This window comes from Mesorhizobium waitakense (assembly GCF_056431085.1).
The window spans coordinates 133446-153372 of the sequence record NZ_JBWKME010000100.1; the positions used below are offsets into that span (position 1 = coordinate 133446).

Here is a 19927-nt window from a genome sequence, read left to right on the forward strand (position 1 = left end):
AGGAAGTCAGCCTCGGAGCGCAGCCATCGCGGCCGCATGCAGCTCCGGCGTCGCCGCTGCGACGACATCGCCGCCCTTCTCCGCCGGCCCACCGTCGAATGTGGTGACCACGCCGCCGGCCTTTTCGATGATCGGGATCAGCGCCACGATGTCGTACGGCTTCAATCCGGGATCGGCGACGATATCGACGCTTCCCGATGCGATCATGGCGAAGGCATAGCAATCGGTGCCGTAGCGGGCGAGCTGCACCTGCTTTTCGAACTGGTCGTAGCGCTCGCGCGCCTCGCCCTTGAACAGTGCCGGCGTGGTGGTGAACAGCGTCGCGTCGGCGAGCTTCGTCGTCTTGCGTGTTGTCAGCTTGCGCGGGCCACCCGGCCCCTCATAGTGGGAGCCCGAGGCGTTGGCGTAGTAGAGCTCGCCGGTGAAAGGTTGCGACATCATGCCGGCAACCGCATCGCCGTCGACCGTGAGTCCGACCAGCGTCCCCCACACCGGCAGGCCGGAGATGAAGGCGCGCGTGCCGTCGATGGGGTCGATCACCCAGACATGCTTGCTCGAAATGTTTTCGCTGCCGTGCTCCTCGCCAAGGATGCCATGGTCGGGATACTCAGCCGATATCAGCGCCCGGATGGCGCGCTCGGCCTCGCGATCGGCTTCCGTGACCGGGTCGAAACTGCCTTTTTCCTTGTTGGCGACGGCGCCCTGGCTGCGGAAGCGCGGCAAGGTTTCCGCTGCCGCCGCCCGCGCGATGCGGCGCATGAAATCGATGCTGATGTCCAACTGATTCTCCCGCATTGCAGCATGCCCGAGCCGTGCTCTGCCGCCAATTTCCTGCCTTAACAAGGGTGTTCGACGATTTTTCCGCGACGGCACCTGTTGCCCGGATGTCACACAAGCGTCACCGAAAAGCAATTTCCACATCAGAGTGAATTAAAAAAGCCTGAAGGTCGCTTGACATTTGTGCAGCGCACAATACCCTCAGCCTCGGACAGGTTTTCCTGTCCATGCCCTCCTTGGGCGTTTCCTCCCTAGACTTCGACCGTATCGTGCAAACGATGCGGTCTTTTTTTACGCCGGAGCACCCCGGACCAAGGTTTCACTCCGCCGCCAGCGGCAGGTCGATGAAATGATGGTCCGGCATTGCCATCAGATCCGCCGAAAATCGCGACAGATCGTCGGCCAGCGCGTCGAAGCCGGCGGCCTTCTCGAATGTCCGCTCGTTCATGTAGAGCCCGCGATTGACCTCGATCTGGAGGGCGTGGAGATGGCGCGCAGGGCGGCCATAGTGCTCGGTGATGAAGCCGCCGGCATAGGGCTTGTTGTGGGCGACGGTGTAGCCCATGGCGGTGAGCAGGCCGATCGCGGTCTCGGTCAGGGCCGCGGTGGCCGAGATGCCGAAACGGTCACCGATGATGAAGTCGGGCCGCAAGCCGTTGTCGCCGACGCGGATGCTCGCCGGCATCGAATGACAGTCGATCAGCACCGCAAAGCGGAAACGCGCATGGGTTCTGGTCAAAAGCCGTTTCAGCGTCTCATGATAGGGCTTGTAGACGGCCTCGATGCGGGCGACCGCTTCGGACAGCGGCAAGCGGCCGGAATAGATATCGAGCCCCTCGCCGACCAGCTTGGGCACCGTGCCAAGCCCGCCGGCCACCCGCGCCGAGCGGATGTTGCAGAACGACGGCACCGGCTCGGCGAACATGCGCGGATCGAGCTCCCATGGCTCGCGGTTGACGTCGAGATAGGCGCGCGGGAAATTCGCCGCCAGCATCGGCGCCCCCAGCGCCACGGCGCCGCCGAACAGTTCGTCGACATAGCAGTCTTCCGACCGGCGGATGGCGTTGCGGTCCAGCCTTGCCATGGCAAGGAAACGCTCCGGATAGTAGCGGCCGCTATGTGGTGAGTTGAAAAGGAAGGGGACGCGCTGCTCGGCGCCCGAACGGATTTCGAAGGGTGGAAAGACCGAAAAATCCTCGGCTGCCGTCTTCAATTTGTGCGAACCCGCAAACACCAGTGCATCATGATGTGAAGGTGCCACCTTGCTGGCCGCGTGTCCAGCATTTCAGCGGCAGGACAGGCCGGGCAAATATGGTCCATCCCGGTTCTCGTTCACTTGATGTTTACCCTCACCTCCTCATATACAGGATGGTTAACGGGCTTGCCCAACGGCAATCTCGAGCGGGTGATTCGGACGGGATATCATGGCACGCATTCTTTTGGCGGAAGACGACGACGATATGCGTCGATTCCTCGTCAAGGCGCTGGAGCGCGCCGGCTACCAGGTCAGCGATTTCGACAATGGCGCCAGCGCCTATGAGCGGCTGCGCGAGGAACCGTTCTCGCTGCTTCTGACCGACATCGTCATGCCGGAGATGGACGGCATCGAGCTGGCCCGCCGCGCCACCGAGATCGATCCCGACCTCAAGGTCATGTTCATCACCGGTTTCGCCGCCGTTGCGCTGAACCCTGATTCCAAGGCGCCGAAAGACGCCAAGGTGCTGTCGAAGCCGTTCCACCTGCGCGACCTCGTCAACGAGGTCGAAAAGATGCTGCAGGCGGCCTGAGCCGCTTTCTGAGCCAATGCATGTCGCCTAAAAGTGGCCCCGGTTTTGGGGGAACGACATGCATGAAAACAAAGACCTAAAGCGCCACGCGCTTTAGGCATCGGCGCCCTTGTCACCGCTGCGGCGAGACGACGCCTTCTTTCCTTTTTCCTGCTATTGACGCGCTGGATCAAAAATGGTGTATGCGCGGCTTCGGATGGGCGTGTAGCTCAGCGGGAGAGCACTGCATTGACATTGCAGGGGTCACAGGTTCAATCCCTGTCACGCCCACCATCCAATCCCAGACGATCAATACATTGCGCCGAGTATCCGCTGGCCAGGCATCCAAGGGCTGGCTAGCCCTGCTTTTCCTTGTAGAGGAGCAATTCAGGCCGATATTCGAAGTGCATGGTGTCGTAGTGATACCAGCGCCCACCCCAGATAAAACCTTGCCTTTCAAACAGCCTAACGATTGATAAGGGAATGCGGTTCTTGAACGGGATACGGCCCTTGCTGTCGGGCTTATTCCAGAACCAATAGTCGGAATAACCGACATTGATGTCGAATGCGGCCCCGAAGGAATGAACGCTGAGTTGATCCGTGCCGGCGATGACCCGCCAATTGAAACCGCCGCCCGGCTTGAGGCCGTAGCGGCTCATGTCGACGGGCAAATCCTGCAAGGCATTCGAGATTTTGGAGAGGCGCGCGTCGACACCGAAGAGCGACGTTATCCGAACCGAATACTTGCCCAGTTTGGGCAGCCATTTGACGATTGTTAAATGATGGCCGACCGCCGCGGCACTGGCCCCATAGAGTTTCTTGAAGAAAGCCTCGTTGCGAGTCCGCCCGGGATCGAAATCCACGTCAGGGATAAGGTCTCCGGCACTGGCTGTCGGATAAACGTAGTGGAACATGTCCTCGATATCGGGGGACTTGATCAACTCCTCGGCTGTGCGCGCCTTGCCGTCATCCCACACCATCGTGGCACCATCCGACCACGTCACCGTATTGCCCGAGATGGTAAAAAGGCCGGGGTAGGCTTCGAGCAGCGCAGCCTTGGCGTCAGCCTGATCGACACCATCACCGCCTTGCGCGGCTGACAAAGGGATGGCCGCCAGCAAAACCATGAAAACGATGGAAATCCTTAGGTTCATCGCCAGCATGGCCCCCGAAATCGCACGCCTACCATTTCGATCATAAACGAAAGGGAATGTGGATCAGGGGACGAGCCCACATTTATCCTGAGATGCCCGCGACGGCACACAAACTTCTCATCCTGGCCACCGCCAGTTCCGGATAGGCCAGCAACCCGGCCTGGTCGGCAAGGCGGAAGACATCGGCATAGTGGCAAATGCCCCGCGCCGACTGCATGCCGCCGACCATCGCGAAATGATCCTGATGGCCGTTCAGCCAGGCCATGAAGACGATGCCGGCCTTGTAGTACTCGGTCGGCGCCTCGAAGATTTTTCGCGACAGCGGCACGGTCGGCGCCATCAGCGCGTCATAGCCTGCACGGTCGCCGTCCGCCAGTTTCGCCAGTGCCACATTGGCGACAGGCGCGATCGCATCGAAGATGCCGAGCAGCGCGTGCGAGTGCTTCCTGCTGTCGCCGGCGATCAGCTCGGGATAGTTGAAGTCGTCGCCGGTGAACATGACGACGCCGTCCGGCAGCCGGTTCCTGAGCGCGACCTCCTTGCCGGCATCGAGCAGCGAGATTTTTATCCCCTCCACCTTGCCGGCGTGGCGTTCGATGATGGCGACGACGGTGTCGAGCGCGGCCTCGAACTCGCTGCTGCCCCAGTAACCCTTCAGTGCCGGATCGAACATGTCGCCCAGCCAGTGCAGGATGACCTTGCCGGAGGCCTGTCCCAGGATGCGGTCATAAACGCACGCATAGTCGTCCGGGCCCTTGGCCACCGCCGCGAGGGCGCGGCTTGCCATCATGATCGCCTTGCCGCCCAGCCCTTCGATGAAAGCGAATTGCTGCTCGTAGGCGGCGATGACATCGTCGAGCGTCCGGGCGGCGCTTGGCGCCAGGTGGTCGGTGCCGGCACCCGAGGCGAGATCCGCGCCTTCGACGGTGCGCGCTTCCGCGATCGAACGACGGATCAATTCCTGCGCATTTGTCCAATCGAACCCCATGCCGCGCTGCGAGGTATCCATCGCCTCGGCGATGCGGAAGCCGAACCGCCACAGATGATGACGGAACGCCATCGTCCTGTCCCAATCGACCACCGGCTGCGACCACGGATCGGTCATCGCCAGCGGATCGGCAACGACATGGGCCGCGGCATAGGCGATGCGCGAAAACCGCGCGCCGACCACCGGCTGCACCGGCTGGCCGACCAGAGTGTAGCGGCTGCTGCGGCCACCCTCACCAGGCAAGGAAATGTCCATCGATCTCTCCTTATCGCCGTGCCTATAAATGGAACGTTCCAATAAATCAAGAACCTTTAAGATTCAAGGCTCATTCGCGGGCAAATGCTGCGCCGCAACACGGAAAGCCATATGGAATGGGCTTGCAGGCCTCATCAGATCAATTTTTCAAATCCGGAAGGAACCTCGATTGACTCCAGATAGGGTTAGTGATTAGAACGTTCCAATAGATCGGCTTGAAAAGCGGGAGAATGCATCTGGATGGCCAGCCGGGCCAAGGCAACGATATTCGACATCGCCCGCGAAGCAGGCGTGTCCAAATCGACGGTGTCGCTCGTGCTCCAGGGCAGCGGGCTGATCCGGCCTGAGACCGCGGTCAAGGTTCGTAAGGCGATCGAGGATGTCGGTTACGTCTACAACCGTGGCGCCGCCAATCTGCGCAAGGCTCACTCCAACGTCATCGGCATGGTCATCAACGATCTCACCAATCCCTTCTTCGCCGAACTGGCGGTAGGCATGGAGCGCGTCTTCCAGTCGGCCGGCATCGTGCCTTTCATAGCCAACACGGCGGAAAATCCGGTGCGCCAGGAAGAGGTGCTCAAATCGCTGATGGAGCAAGGCGTCGCCGGCCTCATCGTGTCGCCGGCGCGCGGCACCACGCCAGGCGCATTCCGCCGCCTGGAGATGGCGGGCGTTCCGGTCGTCTTCGCCATGCGCCGGCTGCCCGAAAGCCGCATTCCGGTGATCACGCCCGACAATCATCGCGGCGCCTACCTGGCTGCCGCCCATCTCATCGGAAAGGGGCATCGCCGGCTGGCCTTCTTCGGCGGCTCGGCAGACCTCGTGGTCTATCAAGAGCGGCTGGGCGGCTTTCGTGAAGCCTGCGAGACGCTTGGCATCGCCGCCCGCGACATGACCGTGATCGAAGGCGAGACCAGCCGCAGGGGCGGCATCGCCTGTCTGGATACCGCTCTCGCGACATCCGAGCCGCCGACCGCGGCACTCTGCTTCAACGATGCGGTCGCTTTTGGCGTCATGCTGGCGCTGCGCAAGCGTGGGCTTGAGCCCGGACCGGATTTCGCCGTCGTCGGCTTCGACGACGTGGTCGAGGCCGAGCACTACATGCCGGCCTTGACCAGCGTCTCGGTGGACACGGCCGGCCTCGGCGAACGTGCCGCCCATGTCATGCTTAAGATGATCCAGTCGCGCACGACGCGGGCCGAAGATCATATCGGTGCGGTCAATCTGGTGGTCAGGGAAAGCTGCGGCCCGGATCGCCGCACCCGAAACAGGCCCGCAGGAATGGGGGATGCGGCATGAGCGTCAGATGGGGCTTGATCGGCGCCAGCACGATCGCCGGACAGTTCATGATCAACGCCATCCGTTCGCAGGGTGATGGCGAGATCGCAGCGGTGATGAGTTCCAGCCCCGAGCGCGCCACAGCCTATGCCGCGGAAAACAACATCCCGCTGGCTGTTTCGACGCTTGACGCTCTGCTTGGCGCCGACATCGACGCGGTTTATATCTCGACCACCAACGAACTGCATCTCGAGCAGGCTTTGGCCGCAGCCAAGGCAGCAAAGCATGTGCTGTGCGAAAAGCCGCTGGCGCTGACCAGCGACGGCGCGCGCACAATGGTCGCTGCTGCGAAGGCAGCCGGCATCGTGCTCGGCACCAATCACCATCTGCGCAATGCCGGCGCACACCGCGCCATGCGCGAAGCCATCGCCGCCGGCCGCATCGGCAAGCCGATCGCCGCGCGCGTCTTCCATGCCGTCTACCTGCCCAAAAACCTGCAGGGCTGGCGCATCACGAAGCCTGAAGCAGGCGGCGGCGTGGTACTCGACATAACCGTGCACGATGCCGACACGCTGCGCTTCGTGCTCGGCGACGATCCCATCGAAGTCTCGGCCTTCACGCAGTCGGCCGGCATGGCCGGTAGTGGGCTGGAAGACGGCGCCATGTGCATCTGGCGCTTCAAGTCGGGCGTCATCGCCCAGTCGCATGAAGGCTTCACCACGAAATTCGCCGACACCGGTTTCGAGGTGCATGGCTCCGAGGGCTCGCTGATCGCCAGGAATGTGATGACGCAGAAACCGCTCGGCTCGGTGTTGCTGCGCACGGCCAACGGCGAGGAGGAGCTGAGCTTCGACCGCGAGGACCTCTATTCCCGGTCACTGCGTCAGTTCCACGCCGCGATCCGTGGCGAAGGCCAACCTTCCGCCACCGGCGAGGACGGCATCTGGTCGCTCACTGCTGCCGAAGCGGCCCTTCAATCGGCCAGCTCCGGCAAGGCCGTCAAGATCGACCCGAAACTCGGGAGCAAGAATTGAGCAAGGTCGTTTCCGCCGCTGAAGCCGCAGGCCTGATCAAGGACGGCATGGTGGTGTCCGTCTCGTCGTCGAGCGGTCTCGGCTGCCCGGACGCGGTGCTGGCCGCGATCGGCGAACGCTTCGACGGCGAAGGCCATCCGAAAGACATCACCACGCTGCACCCGATCGCCGCCGGCGACATGTATGGCATCAAGGGCATCGACCATCTGGCCAAGCCTGGCCTGTTGAAGCGCACATTGTGTGGCTCCTATCCGTCGGGCCCCTCTTCGTCCGAACCGCCGCAGATCTGGAAGATGATCGGCGACAATTCGGTCGCTGCCTACAATGTGCCGTCCGGCATCCTGTTCGACATGCACCGCGAAGCCGCCGCCAAGCGTCCGGGCGTGTTGACCAAGGTCGGCCTCGACACTTTCGCCGACCCCCGCCACCAGGGCTGCGCCATGAACGCGGCCGCCAGGGACCCGATCGTTTCGGTGCAGCAGTTCGACGGCGAGGAATGGCTCTATTTCCGCTCGATCGTGCCGCAGGTCTCGATCATCCGCGCCACCACGGCCGATGAGCGCGGCAACCTCACCTACGAGCATGAGGGCGCCTATCTTGGCGGCCTGGAACAGGCGCTCGCCGCCCGCAACAATGGCGGCGTCGTCATTGCCCAGGTCAAGCGCGTCGTCGAGAACGGCACGCTGAAGCCGCACGACGTGCGCGTGCCCGGCGTGCTGGTCGATCACATCGTCGTCGCGCCCGACCAGTTGCAGACGACGCTGACGCCCTATGATCCGGCAATCTCCGGCGAGGTCTTCCGGCCGCTGTCGAGCTTCCGCAACGCCGAAATGAACGTGCAGAAGGTGATCGCGCGCCGCGTCGCCTTGGAGCTTCGCGACGGCATGGCCGTCAACATCGGCTTCGGCATCTCGGCCAATGTGCCGCGCATCCTCCTCGAGGAAGGCCAGCACGGCAAGGTCACCTGGGTGATCGAACAGGGTGCTGTCGGTGGCGTGCCGCTGCTCGACTTCAAGTTCGGCTGCGCTTCCAACGCCGAGGCGATCATGCCCTCGCCGCACCAGTTCATCTATTTCCAGGCCGGCGGCTTCGACGCGTCGCTGCTGTCCTTCCTTCAGATCGACCGCCACGGTTCGGTCAACGTCTCGAAACTGTCGGCACGGCCGCATGTCACCGCCGGTGCCGGCGGCTTCGTCGACATCACCGCGCGGGCAAGGAAGATCGTCTTCTCGGGCTTCTTCAACGCCGGCGCGAAGCTCTCCCTGGCCGATGGCGGCATCCGCATCGACCAGGAGGGCAAGGTCAAGAAGGTGGTCAACGAGGTCGAGCACATCTCCTTCTCGGGCAAGCGAGCGGTCGCGCAGGGACAGGACATCACCTATGTCACCGAGCGCTGCGTGATGACGCTGACGCCGGAGGGTCTAGTCGTCACCGAACTCGCCCCCGGCATCGACCTGCAGCGGGACGTGCTGGCCCAGGCCGAGATCCCGCTCGGCATCGCCAAGGATCTCAAGACGACACCGGCAGCGCTCTACCTGGACCAGCCGATCGGGCTGTCGCTGAATGGCGGCGCCTCGCTTGGAGGCGCGCATGGCTGAGCGTCTCGTCACCTTCGAGCAGGACGGTGCCATCGGCATCGTCACCTTGCGCCGGCCGGAGAAATTCAACGCGCTTGATATTCCGATGCTGCGCGCGCTGGAGGCAGCGCTGGACGAAGCGGAGATGGCGGAAGGCGTTCGTGTCGTGCTGCTGCGCGGCGAAGGCAAGGGCTTTTGCGCCGGCGGCGATGTCGAGGCGTGGGCGCACATGAGTGCCGCCGATTTCCAGGTGCAATGGGTGCGCTACGGCCATCGTGTCTTCGACCGGTTGGCACGGCTACGGCAGCCGACCATCGCCGTGCTGTCCGGCCATGCGCTGGGCGGCGGGCTGGAACTGGCGGTCGCCTGCGACTTCCGCGTGGCGGAGACACAGGTGAAATTGGGCTTCCCCGAAACCTCGATCGGCGTCGTTCCCGGCTGGTCCGGCACGCAACGCGCGGTGCGCCGCTTCGGCGCGCAGACGGTGCGGCGCATGGCGCTGGGCGGCGAGATTCTGCTTGCTCCCGAAGCGCTGGCGCTCGGCGTGGTCGACCGGGTGGTCGAAACCGGCAGCGGCCTGTCCGAAGCCAAGGCCTGGGCCGAAAAGATCGCCGAGCGCGGCCCGCTGGCGACGGAAGCCGCCAAGCTGATGATCGCGGTCGCCGAAGGCGAGGAAAGCGCCGCGGCGACGGAAACGCTGGCCAGCGGCTTCATCGCCCTGACCGGCGATCTCAAAGCCGGCGTCAGCGCTTTCAAGACCAAGCAGAAACCAGCATTCTCAAGAACCTAGAGAAACGAAACCTGATGAACGCCCCTCTCAACATCATCATGCCCGCCGAGGCATCCGCAGCGCCAAGAACCTATCGGCTGCTGATCGACGGCAAACATGTCGATGCCCGCGATGGCCGCACGCTGGAGCGCAAGAGCCCTGGCCACGGCTTCACCGTCTCGAACTATGCACAGGCCGGCGAAGCCGAAGTGGAAGCCGCGGTGCAGGCCGCGCACAAGGCGTTCGAGACCGGCCCATGGCCGCGCATGAAAGCGGCCGAGCGCGCTGCGATCCTGCTCAAGGCAGCCGACCTGATCGAGACGCGGCTGGAGGAGATCGCCCGGCTCGACGCACTGGAATCCGGCAAGCCGATCGCCCAGGCGCGCGGCGAAATTGGTGGTGCTGTCGACATCTGGCGCTATGCCGCCTCGCTCGCCCGCACCCTGCACGGCGAATCCTACGCCAATCTCGGCGACGCCATGCTTGGCGTCGTGCTGCGCGAGCCGATCGGCGTGGTCTCGATCATCACGCCATGGAATTTCCCTTTCCTCATCGTCAGCCAGAAACTGCCCTTCGCGCTCGCCGCCGGCTGCACGGCGGTGGTCAAGCCGAGCGAAATGACCTCGGCCTCGACCTTTGTTCTCGGTGACATCCTGATGCAGGCCGGCCTGCCCGCCGGCGTCGTCAACATCCTTGCCGGTCTTGGCGCCGATGTCGGCGCGCCGATGGTCAGCCATCCCCTGGTCGAAATGGTCTCGTTCACCGGCTCCACCCGCGTCGGCAAGATGACCATGGCCTCCGCCGCGCAATCGTTGAAGAAAGTCTCGATGGAGCTCGGCGGCAAGAACGGCCAGATCGTCTTTCCGGACGCGGACCTCGAAGCGGCCGCCGACGCGGCCGTGTTCGGCGGCTTCTTCAATGCCGGCGAATGCTGCAATGCCGGCAGCCGCCTGATCGTGCATGAGGCGATCGCCGATGATTTTCTCGGCGCGGTCAAGGCGCTCACCGCCAAAGTGACGGTCGGCGATCCGCTCGACGACGACACCAAGGTCGGCGCGATGATCTCGTCCGACCATCTGGCCAAGGTAGCCGGCTATGTTACGGCAGCGGCGAGCAACGGCAGCAGTGTCTACAGCGGTGGTAAACAGTTGGCCTCGAATGCCGGCCAGTACCTCGATCCCACCATCATCCGCGGCGTCACCGAGGACATGGCCATCGCGCGCGAGGAAGTGTTCGGACCGGTGCTCTCGGTGCTGACTTTTGAAACGATTGAAAAGGCGTTGCACATCGCCAACAACACGCCTTATGGTTTGTCTGCGGGCGTGTGGAGCGCCAGCATCGACACCTGCATGTCGGTGGCGCGGAATGTGCGTTCGGGAACCGTCTGGGTAAACACGTTCATGGAAGGTTACCCCGAGCTGCCATTCGGAGGCTACAAGCAGTCCGGTCTCGGACGCGAACTCGGCAAACGCGCCGTAGAGGACTATACCGAAGAAAAGACAATCCAGTTTCATCGCGGCCAACGCACCGGATGGTGGGTTGGCTGAGTTGAGAAGAACCCGGCGGACATTCGCCGGTCGTGTAGATGCAACAAGGGAGGAAGTACATGTTGCGCAAACTTCTTATCGGAACGGCTCTCGCATCGGGCCTTGCTTTCGCGGCCCATGCCGAGGACGTCAAGGAAGTGCAGATGCTGCATTGGTGGACGTCGGGCGGCGAAGCGGCTGCCCTCAACGTGCTCAAGCAGGACCTTGCCAAGGAAGGCTATGCCTGGAAGGACGTGCCGGTGGCCGGCGGTGGCGGTGACCCCGCAATGGTTGCGCTGAAGGCAATGGTGGCTGCAGGCAATCCGCCGACGGCTTCTCAGATGCTCGGCTACACCGCGCTCGACTATGCGGCGGCCGGCAAGATGGGCGATATCACCGCCATCGCCGTCAAGGAGGGCTGGGACAAGGTTGTTCCCGCGGCGCTGCAGAAGTTTACCGTCTATGACGGCAAATGGGTCGCGGTTCCCGTCAACGTCCATTCGGTCAACTGGTTGTGGATCAACAAGGCGGTGATGGACAAGATCGGCGGCACCGAGCCCAAGACCTTCGACGACCTTATTGCGCTGCTCGATAAGGCCAAGGCGGCCGGCGTCATTCCGCTCGCCCTGGGTGGCCAGAACTGGCAGGAAGCCACCATGTTCGACTCTGTCGTGCTGTCGACCGGCGGACCTGAGTTCTACAAGAAGGCCTTCAACGACCTCGACGACGCATCGCTGAAGTCCGACACGATGAAGAAGTCGTTCGACAACCTCGCCAAGCTCGTCACCTATGTCGACCCGAACTTCTCGGGCCGCGACTGGAACCTCGCCACCGCCATGGTCATCAAGGGGGATGCCCTGGTTCAAGTCATGGGCGATTGGGCCAAGGGCGAGTTCCACGCCGCCAACAAGACCCCGGGTACCGATTTCCTGTGCTACCGCTTCCCGGGCACCGACGGCAGCGTCGTCTACAATTCCGACGTGTTCGGCATGTTCGACGTATCTGACGACCGCAAGGCCGCCCAAGCCGCACTTGCCACCGCCACTTTGTCGAAGAGCTTCCAGTCGGCCTTCAACGTCGTCAAGGGCTCGGTTCCGGCCCGCACCGACGTTCCGGACACCGACTTCGACGCCTGCGGCAAGAAGGGCATCGCCGATCTTAAGGCCGCCAACGAGAAGGGCACGTTGTTCGGTTCGCTGGCCCAGGGCTATGGCGCCCCGCCCGCGATCGCCAATGCCTACAAGGATGTCGTGACCAAGTTCGTCCACGGCCAGATCAAGACCTCGGACGAGGCCGTGACCGAGCTGGTCAAGGCGATCGACGACGCCAAGTAAGCGCCACACACCAAAAACGCCTTCCCCGCCCCGGCGGGGAAGGCTCCGATCCGCGAACTCGGCTAGCCTCTTATCGGCTAACCTGGTTGGCCTCGCGTCGACGGGAGGAGCCCTATGAGCACGGTAGCGACAAGCCAGATCAAGCTGACGCCGGAGCACGCCCGTCCGCGCGCCTCGGTGCGCTCGCGCCTGCAGGATGCCCTGCCGAAGATCGTGCTGGCGCCGAGCTTCGCCATCACCATTATCTTCGTCTATGGCTTCATCTTGTGGACGATCTATCTGTCCTTCACCAACTCCAAGACCTTCCCGTCCTATGTCATCACCGGCTCGCGCGCCTACCAGCGGCTGTGGGGCTGGACCTTCGACACCGACCCGCCATCGAGCTGGTACACGTCGATCACCAACATGGGCATTTTCGGCTTTCTCTACATCTTCATCTGCCTGGCACTCGGCCTGTTCCTGGCCATCCTGCTTGACCAGAAGATCCGCGGCGAAGGCGTGCTGCGGCCGATCTATCTCTACCCGATGGCGCTGTCCTTCATCGTCACCGGTGTCGCCTGGAAGTGGTTCCTCGATCCCGGCCTCGGCCTCGAGCAGACCTTGCACCAATGGGGATGGACGAGCTTCCATTTCGACTGGATCAAGAACAAGGATTTCGTCATCTACACGGTGGTCATTGCCGGCGTCTGGCAGGCCTCCGGCTTCATCATGGCGATGTTCCTGGCCGGCCTGCGCGGCATTGACGGCGAGATCATGAAGGCAGCGCAGATCGATGGCGCCACCACCTTCCAGCTCTATCGCCGCATCGTCATCCCGCTGCTGCGACCGATCTTCCTGTCGGCCTTCATCGTGCTCGCGCACCTTGCCATCAAGTCGTATGACCTTGTCGTGGCGCTGACCAGCGGCGGGCCGGGCGGCTCGGCCTGGCTGCCGTCGAACTTCATGTATGAATACACTTTCAAGCGCAACGAGATGGCCGTCGGCTCGGCCAGCGCCGTGATCATGCTGATGACCATCGTCGCCATCATCGTGCCCTATCTCTATTCGGAACTGCGGGAGAAGCCGCGATGAGCGCCATCACCACGCCCGCCCGTCAACCCTCCGGCGGTGTCAACGCTAGGATCGTCAACCGCATCGTCATCTACGGGCTGCTGGCGCTGTTCGCGCTGTTCTACCTGATGCCGCTGTTCGTCATGCTAGTCACCTCGTTCAAGACCATGGACGAGATCCAGAACGGCAACATGCTGGCGCTGCCACAAGCGCCGACCTTCGAGCCATGGATAAAAGCGTGGAGCGAAGTTTGCTCGGGCCTGACCTGCGTCGGCATGAAGGGCTATTTCTGGAACTCGATCAAGATGGTGGTTCCGGCAGTCATCATCTCGACCCTGCTCGGCGCGCTCAACGGCTATGTGCTGACGAAGTGGCGCTTTCGCGGGGCGACGCTGGTGTTCGGGCTGATGCTGTTTGCCTGCTTCATCCCGTTCCAGTCGGTCCTCTTGCCGATGGCAACGGTCCTCGGCAGCTTCGGCAGGTTCGGCGTCAAGTTGAAGAACGCGACCGGCTTCACCTTCGGCTTCGGCAATCCGACCGTGAACCTGGTATTCGTTCACGTCGTCTACGGCATCGGTTTCACCACCCTGTTCTTCCGCAACTATTACGAGACGTTTCCGAACGAGCTGGTTAAGGCGGCGCAGATCGACGGGGCAAGCTTCTTCCAGATCTTCCGGCGCATCATGCTGCCCAACTCCCTGCCGATCATCGTGGTGACGGTGATCTACCAGTTCACCAACATCTGGAACGACTTCCTGTTCGCCTCCGCCTATGCCGGCTCTGGCGACGTGATGCCGATGACGGTGGCGCTCAACAATGTCGTCAACACCTCGACCGGCGTCGTCGAATACAACGTCAACATGGCGGCCGCGATGATCGCGGCACTGCCCACCCTTCTCGTCTACGTGCTCGCCGGCCGCTATTTCGTGCGCGGTCTGATGGCTGGCGCCGTCAAAGGATAATCTGATGGCTTTTCTGGAAATTGATGGTCTGAAAAAGCGCTTCGGCCAGGTCGAGATCCTCAAGGGGATCGATGTCGAACTCGAGAAAGGCGGCTTCCTGGTGCTCGTCGGGCCGTCCGGCTGCGGCAAGTCCACGCTTCTGAACACCATCGCCGGACTGGAGACGATCACCTCGGGTGAAATCCGTGTCGACGGTCGCACCATCAACGATCTGCACCCGTCGAAGCGCGACATCGCCATGGTGTTCCAGAGCTATGCGCTCTATCCGAACATGACGGTGGCCGGGAACATCGCCTTCGGCATGGAGATGCGCGGCGTATCGGCGGCAGAGCGCCAGAAGGCGATCGACAAAGTGGCCAAGGTGCTGCAGATCGGCCATCTGCTGCAGCGCAAGCCAAGCCAATTGTCCGGCGGCCAGCGCCAGCGCGTCGCCATGGGCCGGGCACTGGTGCGCGACCCGAAACTGTTCCTGTTCGACGAGCCGCTGTCCAATCTCGACGCCAAGCTGCGCGTCGACATGCGCATCGAGATCAAGCGCCTGCATGCCACCACCGGCACCACCATCGTCTACGTCACTCACGACCAGATCGAGGCGATGACGCTGGCGACCAAGATCGCTGTCATGCGCGACGGCGAAGTACAGCAGTTCGGCACCCCGGCCGAGATCTACAACAACCCGACCAATCTCTTCGTTGCCGACTTCATGGGTTCGCCGGCGATGAACCTGATCCCGGCGACGATCGGCACCAAAGGCAACGCGCTATCAGTCGTGCTGCAGCGCGAGGCGCGCGAGCCGATCTCGCTGCCGATGGCCAATGCACCAGCCGGCCTGTCGGCATTCCAGGGCAAGCCGATCATCTTCGGTGTTCGCCCCGAAGCCCTGACCGATCCGGAAGGCGCCGAGCGCAACGCCTCGAACATCGCCACCGCCGACTGCCACATCGAGGTCGTTGAACCGGCCGGCTCCGACACCTTCGCCGTCACCAATCTCGGCGGCAAGGGCGTGGTGGCGCGGCTGCGCGCCGATGCCAACATCCAGCCGGGCACCAGCACGCCACTCGCCTTCAACCTGACCAAGGCAGTGTTCTTCGATCCGGCGACCGAAAACCGCATTCGTTAGACCATGGCCAGCCCGGACATCGTCATCATCGGCTCCGGCATCGGCGGCGCCACGATCGCCTCCGGTCTGGCCGGCAGCGGCGCTTCGATCCTGATGCTGGAACGCGGCGAGCCGTTGCCGGCAACGCCGCATGCGCGCGACACCCGCTCGATCTTCATCGACGGCCACTATCGGCCGAAGGAGATGTGGCGCGAAGCCGGCGGTGCGGCCTTCAATCCCGGCAATTACTATTATGTCGGCGGCAATTCGAAATTCTACGGCGCGGTGCTGATCCGCTATCGCAGGGAAGATTTTTTGGCCATGGAGCATTTCGGCGGCGTCTCGCCGGCCTGGCCGTTTTCCTACGAAGAATTCGAGCCCTGGTATTCGAAGGCCGAGCAGCTGTTTCGGGTGCGCGGCACGCTGGGCGAGGACCCGACCGAGCCGTTCCACTCGATCCCTTACGCCTTCAAGCCGGTGCCCGATGAGGCGCCGATCGCGCGCGCCCGTGCCGAGCTTAGGGGACTCGGCCTGCATCCGGCTTCGCTGCCGCTCGGCGTCGACATCGACACCTGGCTGAAGGATGGCAAGACCGGCTGGGATGCTTTCCCGAACACCGGGCAAGGCAAGGTCGACGCGCAAACAGGACCGCTGACGGCAGCCTTGACCGACCCGAGCATAAAGATCGAGACCGGCGCTTACGTCGAATATCTCGAACCCTCGGCCGACGGCAAAACCATCGTCGCTGTTCACTACCGCCAGAATGGCGCGTTGAAAAAGCTGACGCCGAAGCTGGTCATCCTCTCCGCCGGCGCGGTCAATTCCGCCGTCATCCTGCTGCGTTCGCCGTCACCCGCCACCGGCAAGGGAGGTGGCAAGGGCCTCGCCAATCGCTCCGACCAGGTCGGCCGCAATTTCATGAACCACAATTCCAGCGCCATGCTGGCGATCGATCCGCGCCGCCGCAACGATGCCGTCTACCAGAAGACGCTGATGCTGAACGATTATTATCTCTCCGACGGCAAGGGCGGCAAGCCGCTCGGCAACGTCCAGCTGCTCGGCAAGATCGACGGCAACATCCTCAGCGCCAATGTGAAGTTCGCGCCCAAATTCGCACTCGATTTCATGGCTGGCCATGCTGTCGATTGGTACTTGATGTGCGAGGACCTGCCTGATCCCGAAAGCCGCATCATGGTCGACGGCAAGGACATCGTCATGCAATGGCGCCGCTCCAACATGCAGTCGCTCGACGGCTTGACCAAGGTGATGCGCGAAAACTTCCGCGCCTGCGGCTATCCGATCGTGCTGTCGCGCCCCTTTGACAAGCGCACCCCGTCGCACCAGTGCGGCACCGTCAAGATGGGCGACGATCCGGCCACCGCGCCGCTCGACCCGTTCTGCCGGTCCTTCGATCATCAGAATCTGTTCGTTGTCGATGGCGGCTTCCTGCCGAATTCGGCCGCCGTCAATCCGGCGCTGTCGATCGCCGCGCAAGCGCTGCGTGTCGCCGACCATATCCGCAAGAGCGAGCTTTCCCAATGAGCCGCCCGGCGGCCATCGTCACCGGCGGCGCGCGCGGCATCGGCCTTGCCTGCGCGCAGGCGCTTGCCGATGCCGGCTTCGACATCCTCGTCGCCGACCTTGCCGAAAAACCCGCTGACGGGTTAGCCGAGGACATCACCACGCACGGCGCGAAGTTCGCCTATGTCAGCTGCGACATCGCCGATCTCGGCGGCCATGCGGCACTGGTCGATGCCGCGATGCGCGCCTTCGGCCGCATCGACTGCCTGGTCAACAATGCCGGTGTCGGCGCCGTGGTGCGCGGCGACCTCCTGGAGCTGAAGCCGGAGAATTTCGACAAGGCGCTCGGAATCAATCTGCGCGGCACCGTGTTTCTCAGCCAGGCCGTCGCCAAATCAATGCTGGCCGCACCGGGCGATCACCCGAAATCGATCATCACCATCACCTCGGTCAGCGCCGAAATGGCGTCGCCGGAACGGCCGGACTACTGCATCTCGAAAGCCGGCCTGTCGATGTGGGTGAAGACCCTGGCGCTCAGGCTTGCCACCGAAGACATCGCTGTGTTCGAGGTGCGGCCCGGCATCATCCGCACCGACATGACATCGGGCGTCACCGCCAAATACGGCGCCTTGATCGACGGTGGGCTGGTGCCGGCAAAGCGCTGGGGCGAAGCATCGGACGTCGGCGCCGTGGTGGCGGCGCTTGCCGGCGGCAAGCTCGGCTTTTCGACCGGCTCGATCATCAATGTCGACGGCGCGCTCTCCGTGCCGCGGCTGTAAGGTGGATAGTGTCATGACCGACTACATCATCGTGGGCGCCGGCCCGGCCGGCTGTGTTCTGGCCAACCGGTTGAGCGAGGATCCGACGCATCAGGTGCTGCTGCTGGAGGCCGGCGGCAAGGACTGGCATCCCTACATCCACATGCCGGCGGGCTTTGCCAAGATGACCAAGGGCATTGCTTCGTGGGGCTGGTCGACCGTTCCGCAAAAGCACATGAAGGACCGCGTCTTCTGGTACACGCAGGCCAAGGTTGTCGGCGGCGGTTCTTCCATCAACGCCCAGATCTACACGCGCGGCAATGCCCGCGACTATGACGCCTGGGAGAAGGAAGAAGGTCTCACCGGCTGGGGCTATCGCGATGTGCTGCCCTATTTCAAGCGAGCCGAAAACAACCAGCGCTACGCCAACGACTTTCATGGCGACCAGGGCCCGCTCGGCGTGTCGAACCCGATTTCGCCACTGCCGATCTGCGAGGCCTATTTCCGCGCCGGCCAGGAGATGGGCATTCCCTTCAACCCGGATTTCAACGGCGCCAGCCAGGAGGGCGTCGGCTACTATCAGCTGACCCAGAAGGATGCGAGGCGTTCCTCCGCTTCGGTCGCCTATTTGAAGCCGATCCGCGCTCGCAAGAACCTCACCGTCAGGACGGATGTGCTGGTGACTCGCATCGTCGTCGAGAAAGGCCGCGCCATCGGCGTCGAAATCGTCGACAGGCCGGGCGGCGAGAAGAAAATCCTGCGCGCCGACCGCGAGGTGATCGTCTCGTCCGGCGCCATCGGCTCGCCGAAGCTCTTAATGCAGTCCGGCATCGGCCCGGCCGACCATCTCAAATCTGTCGGCGTCACGCCGGTGCATGACCTGCCCGGCGTCGGCTCCAACATGCAGGACCATCTCGACCTGTTCGTCATCGCGGAATGTACCGGCGACCACACCTATGACAATTACGCCAAGCTGCACCGTACGGCCTGGGCCGGCCTGCAATATCTGCTGCTGAAGAAGGGACCGGTGGCCTCCAGCCTGTTCGAGACCGGAGGCTTCTGGTACGCCGACCCAACCGCCGCCTCGCCCGACATCCAGTTCCACCTCGGCTTGGGCTCCGGCATCGAAGCCGGCGTCGAGAAGCTGAACAACCCGGGCGTCACCCTGAATTCCGCCTTCCTGCGGCCGCGCTCGCGCGGCACGGTGCGGCTGAAGAGCGCCGACCCAGCCGACCATCCGCTGATCGATCCGAACTACTGGTCCGACCCCTACGACCACGCCATGTCGATCAAGGGGCTGCGGCTGGCGCGCGAGATCATGCGGCAGAAGGCGCTTGCGCCCTACGTGTTGCGCGAGGTGCTGCCCGGCCCGTCGCTCGCTAGCGACGACGAGCTGTTCGACTATGCCTGCCGCAGTTCCAAGACCGACCATCATCCGGTCGGCACCTGCCGCATGGGCCATGATGACATGGCCGTGGTGACACCCGATCTACGGCTGCGCGGCATCGATGGCCTGCGGGTCTGCGACGCCTCGGTGATGCCGCGCGTGCCCTCCTCCAACACCAATGCGCCGACCATCATGGTCGGCGAAAAGGGTGCCGATCTGATCCTCGACCGCGATCCGCTGCCGCCGGCCGTGTTTTCCGGAAACCGGGCGGCTTAGGAGCAAAAAATGATCAGGCACTGTGTCTTCGCCAAGTTTCGCAACGATGTTCCCGCCGCCGAGCGCATGGCAATCCATGCCGATCTCGAAGCGCTGCGACAGGTGGTGGAGGGCATGGAAGCGGTCCAATTCAGCGCCAATGTCAGCCCCGAGCCGTTCGGCCGCGGCTTCACGCATGGCTTCACCATCGATTTCCGCGATGCCGCCGCCCGCGACGCCTATCTGGTGCATGAGGCGCATCAGCGCGCCGGCGCCCGACTGGTCGCCGCTCTCGAAGGCGGCACCGACAGATTGATGGTCTTCGATCTCGATCTTACGAAAAAGTGACCGCCGGTTTTTCGAAAGCCGGCTGACGGCTGTTCTCTTTTGCCGACCGGGCGACATATCGTTGCCCGGGGACGGCAAAGGAGGAAGGT

Annotated in this window: 18 protein-coding genes and 1 tRNA gene; 15 read left to right on the top strand and 4 right to left on the bottom strand. The window is 63.1% G+C overall.

The genetic code is table 11. From position 1 onward, the window contains the following. Positions 1–6: 6 nt before the first annotated feature. Complete coding sequence (gene hisN / locus AC07FD_RS21610; protein ID WP_095084986.1) at positions 7–780, bottom strand: histidinol-phosphatase; 774 nt, start codon at positions 778–780, stop codon at positions 7–9. Between the two features lie 316 nt (positions 781–1096). After that, entirely contained in the window at positions 1097–2038 is a 942-nt protein-coding gene (locus tag AC07FD_RS21615) for an N-formylglutamate amidohydrolase (RefSeq protein WP_478351471.1), read from the bottom strand. A gap of 163 nt (positions 2039–2201) precedes the next feature. Here AC07FD_RS21615 and cpdR point away from each other — a divergent pair, with 163 nt between their 5' ends. Together cpdR and AC07FD_RS21625 are read left to right on the top strand one after the other, a co-directional pair. Next, positions 2202–2564 carry a cell cycle two-component system response regulator CpdR gene (gene cpdR, locus AC07FD_RS21620; RefSeq protein WP_006199474.1) on the top strand — a complete coding sequence of 121 codons (363 nt, stop codon included), beginning with the start codon at positions 2202–2204 and terminating at the stop codon, positions 2562–2564. Between the two features lie 198 nt (positions 2565–2762). Next, positions 2763–2837 (top strand) — tRNA-Val (locus AC07FD_RS21625). A gap of 62 nt (positions 2838–2899) precedes the next feature. On the opposite strand, the gene AC07FD_RS21630 is transcribed toward AC07FD_RS21625, so the two are convergent. Both AC07FD_RS21630 and AC07FD_RS21635 read right to left on the bottom strand, forming a co-directional pair. Further along, entirely contained in the window at positions 2900–3706 is an 807-nt protein-coding gene (locus tag AC07FD_RS21630; protein WP_478351472.1) for a M15 family metallopeptidase, read from the bottom strand. Positions 3707–3779: 73 nt separating this feature from the next. Next, positions 3780–4940 (bottom strand): dihydrodipicolinate synthase family protein, encoded by a 1161-nt coding sequence (locus AC07FD_RS21635; RefSeq protein ID WP_478351473.1) that lies wholly within the window; start codon positions 4938–4940, stop codon positions 3780–3782. A gap of 240 nt (positions 4941–5180) precedes the next feature. On the opposite strand from AC07FD_RS21635, the gene AC07FD_RS21640 reads away from it, so the two are divergent. The 13 genes from AC07FD_RS21640 (at position 5181) to AC07FD_RS21700 (ending at position 19838) form a co-directional block, all read left to right on the top strand. Next, positions 5181–6239, top strand: a complete 1059-nt coding sequence (locus tag AC07FD_RS21640) for a LacI family DNA-binding transcriptional regulator (RefSeq protein WP_478351474.1) — start codon at positions 5181–5183, stop codon at positions 6237–6239. Next, the gene (locus tag AC07FD_RS21645; protein ID WP_478351475.1) at positions 6236–7252 is read left to right on the top strand and encodes a Gfo/Idh/MocA family protein; all 1017 of its coding nucleotides are present in this window, start codon (positions 6236–6238) and stop codon (positions 7250–7252) included. Before AC07FD_RS21640 ends, AC07FD_RS21645 begins: the two co-directional genes overlap by 4 nt. Then, positions 7249–8850: an acyl CoA:acetate/3-ketoacid CoA transferase gene (locus AC07FD_RS21650; protein ID WP_478351476.1), complete on the top strand. Its 1602-nt coding sequence runs from the start codon at positions 7249–7251 to the stop codon at positions 8848–8850. The genes AC07FD_RS21645 and AC07FD_RS21650 overlap by 4 nt, the downstream gene beginning before the upstream one ends. Next, positions 8843–9619, top strand: a complete 777-nt coding sequence (locus AC07FD_RS21655) for an enoyl-CoA hydratase/isomerase family protein (protein ID WP_478351477.1) — start codon at positions 8843–8845, stop codon at positions 9617–9619. Before AC07FD_RS21650 ends, AC07FD_RS21655 begins: the two co-directional genes overlap by 8 nt. A 14-nt stretch (positions 9620–9633) precedes the next feature. Next, positions 9634–11145 carry an aldehyde dehydrogenase family protein gene (locus tag AC07FD_RS21660; protein WP_478351478.1) on the top strand — a complete coding sequence of 504 codons (1512 nt, stop codon included), beginning with the start codon at positions 9634–9636 and terminating at the stop codon, positions 11143–11145. Positions 11146–11204: 59 nt separating this feature from the next. Next, on the top strand, positions 11205–12458 hold the full coding sequence (locus AC07FD_RS21665) for an ABC transporter substrate-binding protein (RefSeq protein ID WP_478351479.1): 1254 nt from the start codon (positions 11205–11207) through the stop codon (positions 12456–12458). 114 nt (positions 12459–12572) lie between these two features. Further along, positions 12573–13529: a carbohydrate ABC transporter permease gene (locus AC07FD_RS21670; RefSeq protein ID WP_478351480.1), complete on the top strand. Its 957-nt coding sequence runs from the start codon at positions 12573–12575 to the stop codon at positions 13527–13529. Beyond that, positions 13526–14470 carry a carbohydrate ABC transporter permease gene (locus AC07FD_RS21675; RefSeq protein ID WP_478351481.1) on the top strand — a complete coding sequence of 315 codons (945 nt, stop codon included), beginning with the start codon at positions 13526–13528 and terminating at the stop codon, positions 14468–14470. Before AC07FD_RS21670 ends, AC07FD_RS21675 begins: the two co-directional genes overlap by 4 nt. 4 nt (positions 14471–14474) lie before the next feature. After that, positions 14475–15590: an ABC transporter ATP-binding protein gene (locus AC07FD_RS21680; RefSeq protein WP_478351482.1), complete on the top strand. Its 1116-nt coding sequence runs from the start codon at positions 14475–14477 to the stop codon at positions 15588–15590. 3 nt (positions 15591–15593) lie between these two features. Then, complete coding sequence (locus AC07FD_RS21685) at positions 15594–17111, top strand: GMC oxidoreductase (protein WP_478351483.1); 1518 nt, start codon at positions 15594–15596, stop codon at positions 17109–17111. Next, the gene (locus AC07FD_RS21690; RefSeq protein ID WP_478351484.1) at positions 17108–17869 is read left to right on the top strand and encodes a 3-ketoacyl-ACP reductase; all 762 of its coding nucleotides are present in this window, start codon (positions 17108–17110) and stop codon (positions 17867–17869) included. The genes AC07FD_RS21685 and AC07FD_RS21690 overlap by 4 nt, the downstream gene beginning before the upstream one ends. Before the next feature lie 13 nt (positions 17870–17882). Next, positions 17883–19511, top strand: a complete 1629-nt coding sequence (locus tag AC07FD_RS21695; protein WP_478351485.1) for a GMC family oxidoreductase — start codon at positions 17883–17885, stop codon at positions 19509–19511. A gap of 9 nt (positions 19512–19520) precedes the next feature. After that, a complete protein-coding gene (locus AC07FD_RS21700) occupies positions 19521–19838 on the top strand; it encodes a Dabb family protein (protein WP_478351486.1) in 318 nt (105 codons plus the stop codon). Positions 19839–19927: the final 89 nt, after the last annotated feature.

Excerpts from the sequence above, each read along its gene's own strand:
- cpdR (WP_006199474.1), top strand. The coding sequence starts at position 2,202 with ATGGCACGCATTCTTTTGGCGGAAGACGACGACGATATGCGTCGATTC.
- AC07FD_RS21630 (WP_478351472.1), bottom strand. The coding sequence starts at position 3,706 with ATGCTGGCGATGAACCTAAGGATTTCCATCGTTTTCATGGTTTTGCTG.
- AC07FD_RS21635 (WP_478351473.1), bottom strand. The coding sequence starts at position 4,940 with ATGGACATTTCCTTGCCTGGTGAGGGTGGCCGCAGCAGCCGCTACACT.
- AC07FD_RS21640 (WP_478351474.1), top strand. The coding sequence starts at position 5,181 with ATGGCCAGCCGGGCCAAGGCAACGATATTCGACATCGCCCGCGAAGCA.
- AC07FD_RS21645 (WP_478351475.1), top strand. The coding sequence starts at position 6,236 with ATGAGCGTCAGATGGGGCTTGATCGGCGCCAGCACGATCGCCGGACAG.
- AC07FD_RS21655 (WP_478351477.1), top strand. The coding sequence starts at position 8,843 with ATGGCTGAGCGTCTCGTCACCTTCGAGCAGGACGGTGCCATCGGCATC.
- AC07FD_RS21660 (WP_478351478.1), top strand. The coding sequence starts at position 9,634 with ATGAACGCCCCTCTCAACATCATCATGCCCGCCGAGGCATCCGCAGCG.
- AC07FD_RS21665 (WP_478351479.1), top strand. The coding sequence starts at position 11,205 with ATGTTGCGCAAACTTCTTATCGGAACGGCTCTCGCATCGGGCCTTGCT.
- AC07FD_RS21670 (WP_478351480.1), top strand. The coding sequence starts at position 12,573 with ATGAGCACGGTAGCGACAAGCCAGATCAAGCTGACGCCGGAGCACGCC.
- AC07FD_RS21675 (WP_478351481.1), top strand. The coding sequence starts at position 13,526 with ATGAGCGCCATCACCACGCCCGCCCGTCAACCCTCCGGCGGTGTCAAC.
- AC07FD_RS21680 (WP_478351482.1), top strand. The coding sequence starts at position 14,475 with ATGGCTTTTCTGGAAATTGATGGTCTGAAAAAGCGCTTCGGCCAGGTC.
- AC07FD_RS21685 (WP_478351483.1), top strand. The coding sequence starts at position 15,594 with ATGGCCAGCCCGGACATCGTCATCATCGGCTCCGGCATCGGCGGCGCC.
- AC07FD_RS21690 (WP_478351484.1), top strand. The coding sequence starts at position 17,108 with ATGAGCCGCCCGGCGGCCATCGTCACCGGCGGCGCGCGCGGCATCGGC.
- AC07FD_RS21695 (WP_478351485.1), top strand. The coding sequence starts at position 17,883 with ATGACCGACTACATCATCGTGGGCGCCGGCCCGGCCGGCTGTGTTCTG.
- AC07FD_RS21700 (WP_478351486.1), top strand. The coding sequence starts at position 19,521 with ATGATCAGGCACTGTGTCTTCGCCAAGTTTCGCAACGATGTTCCCGCC.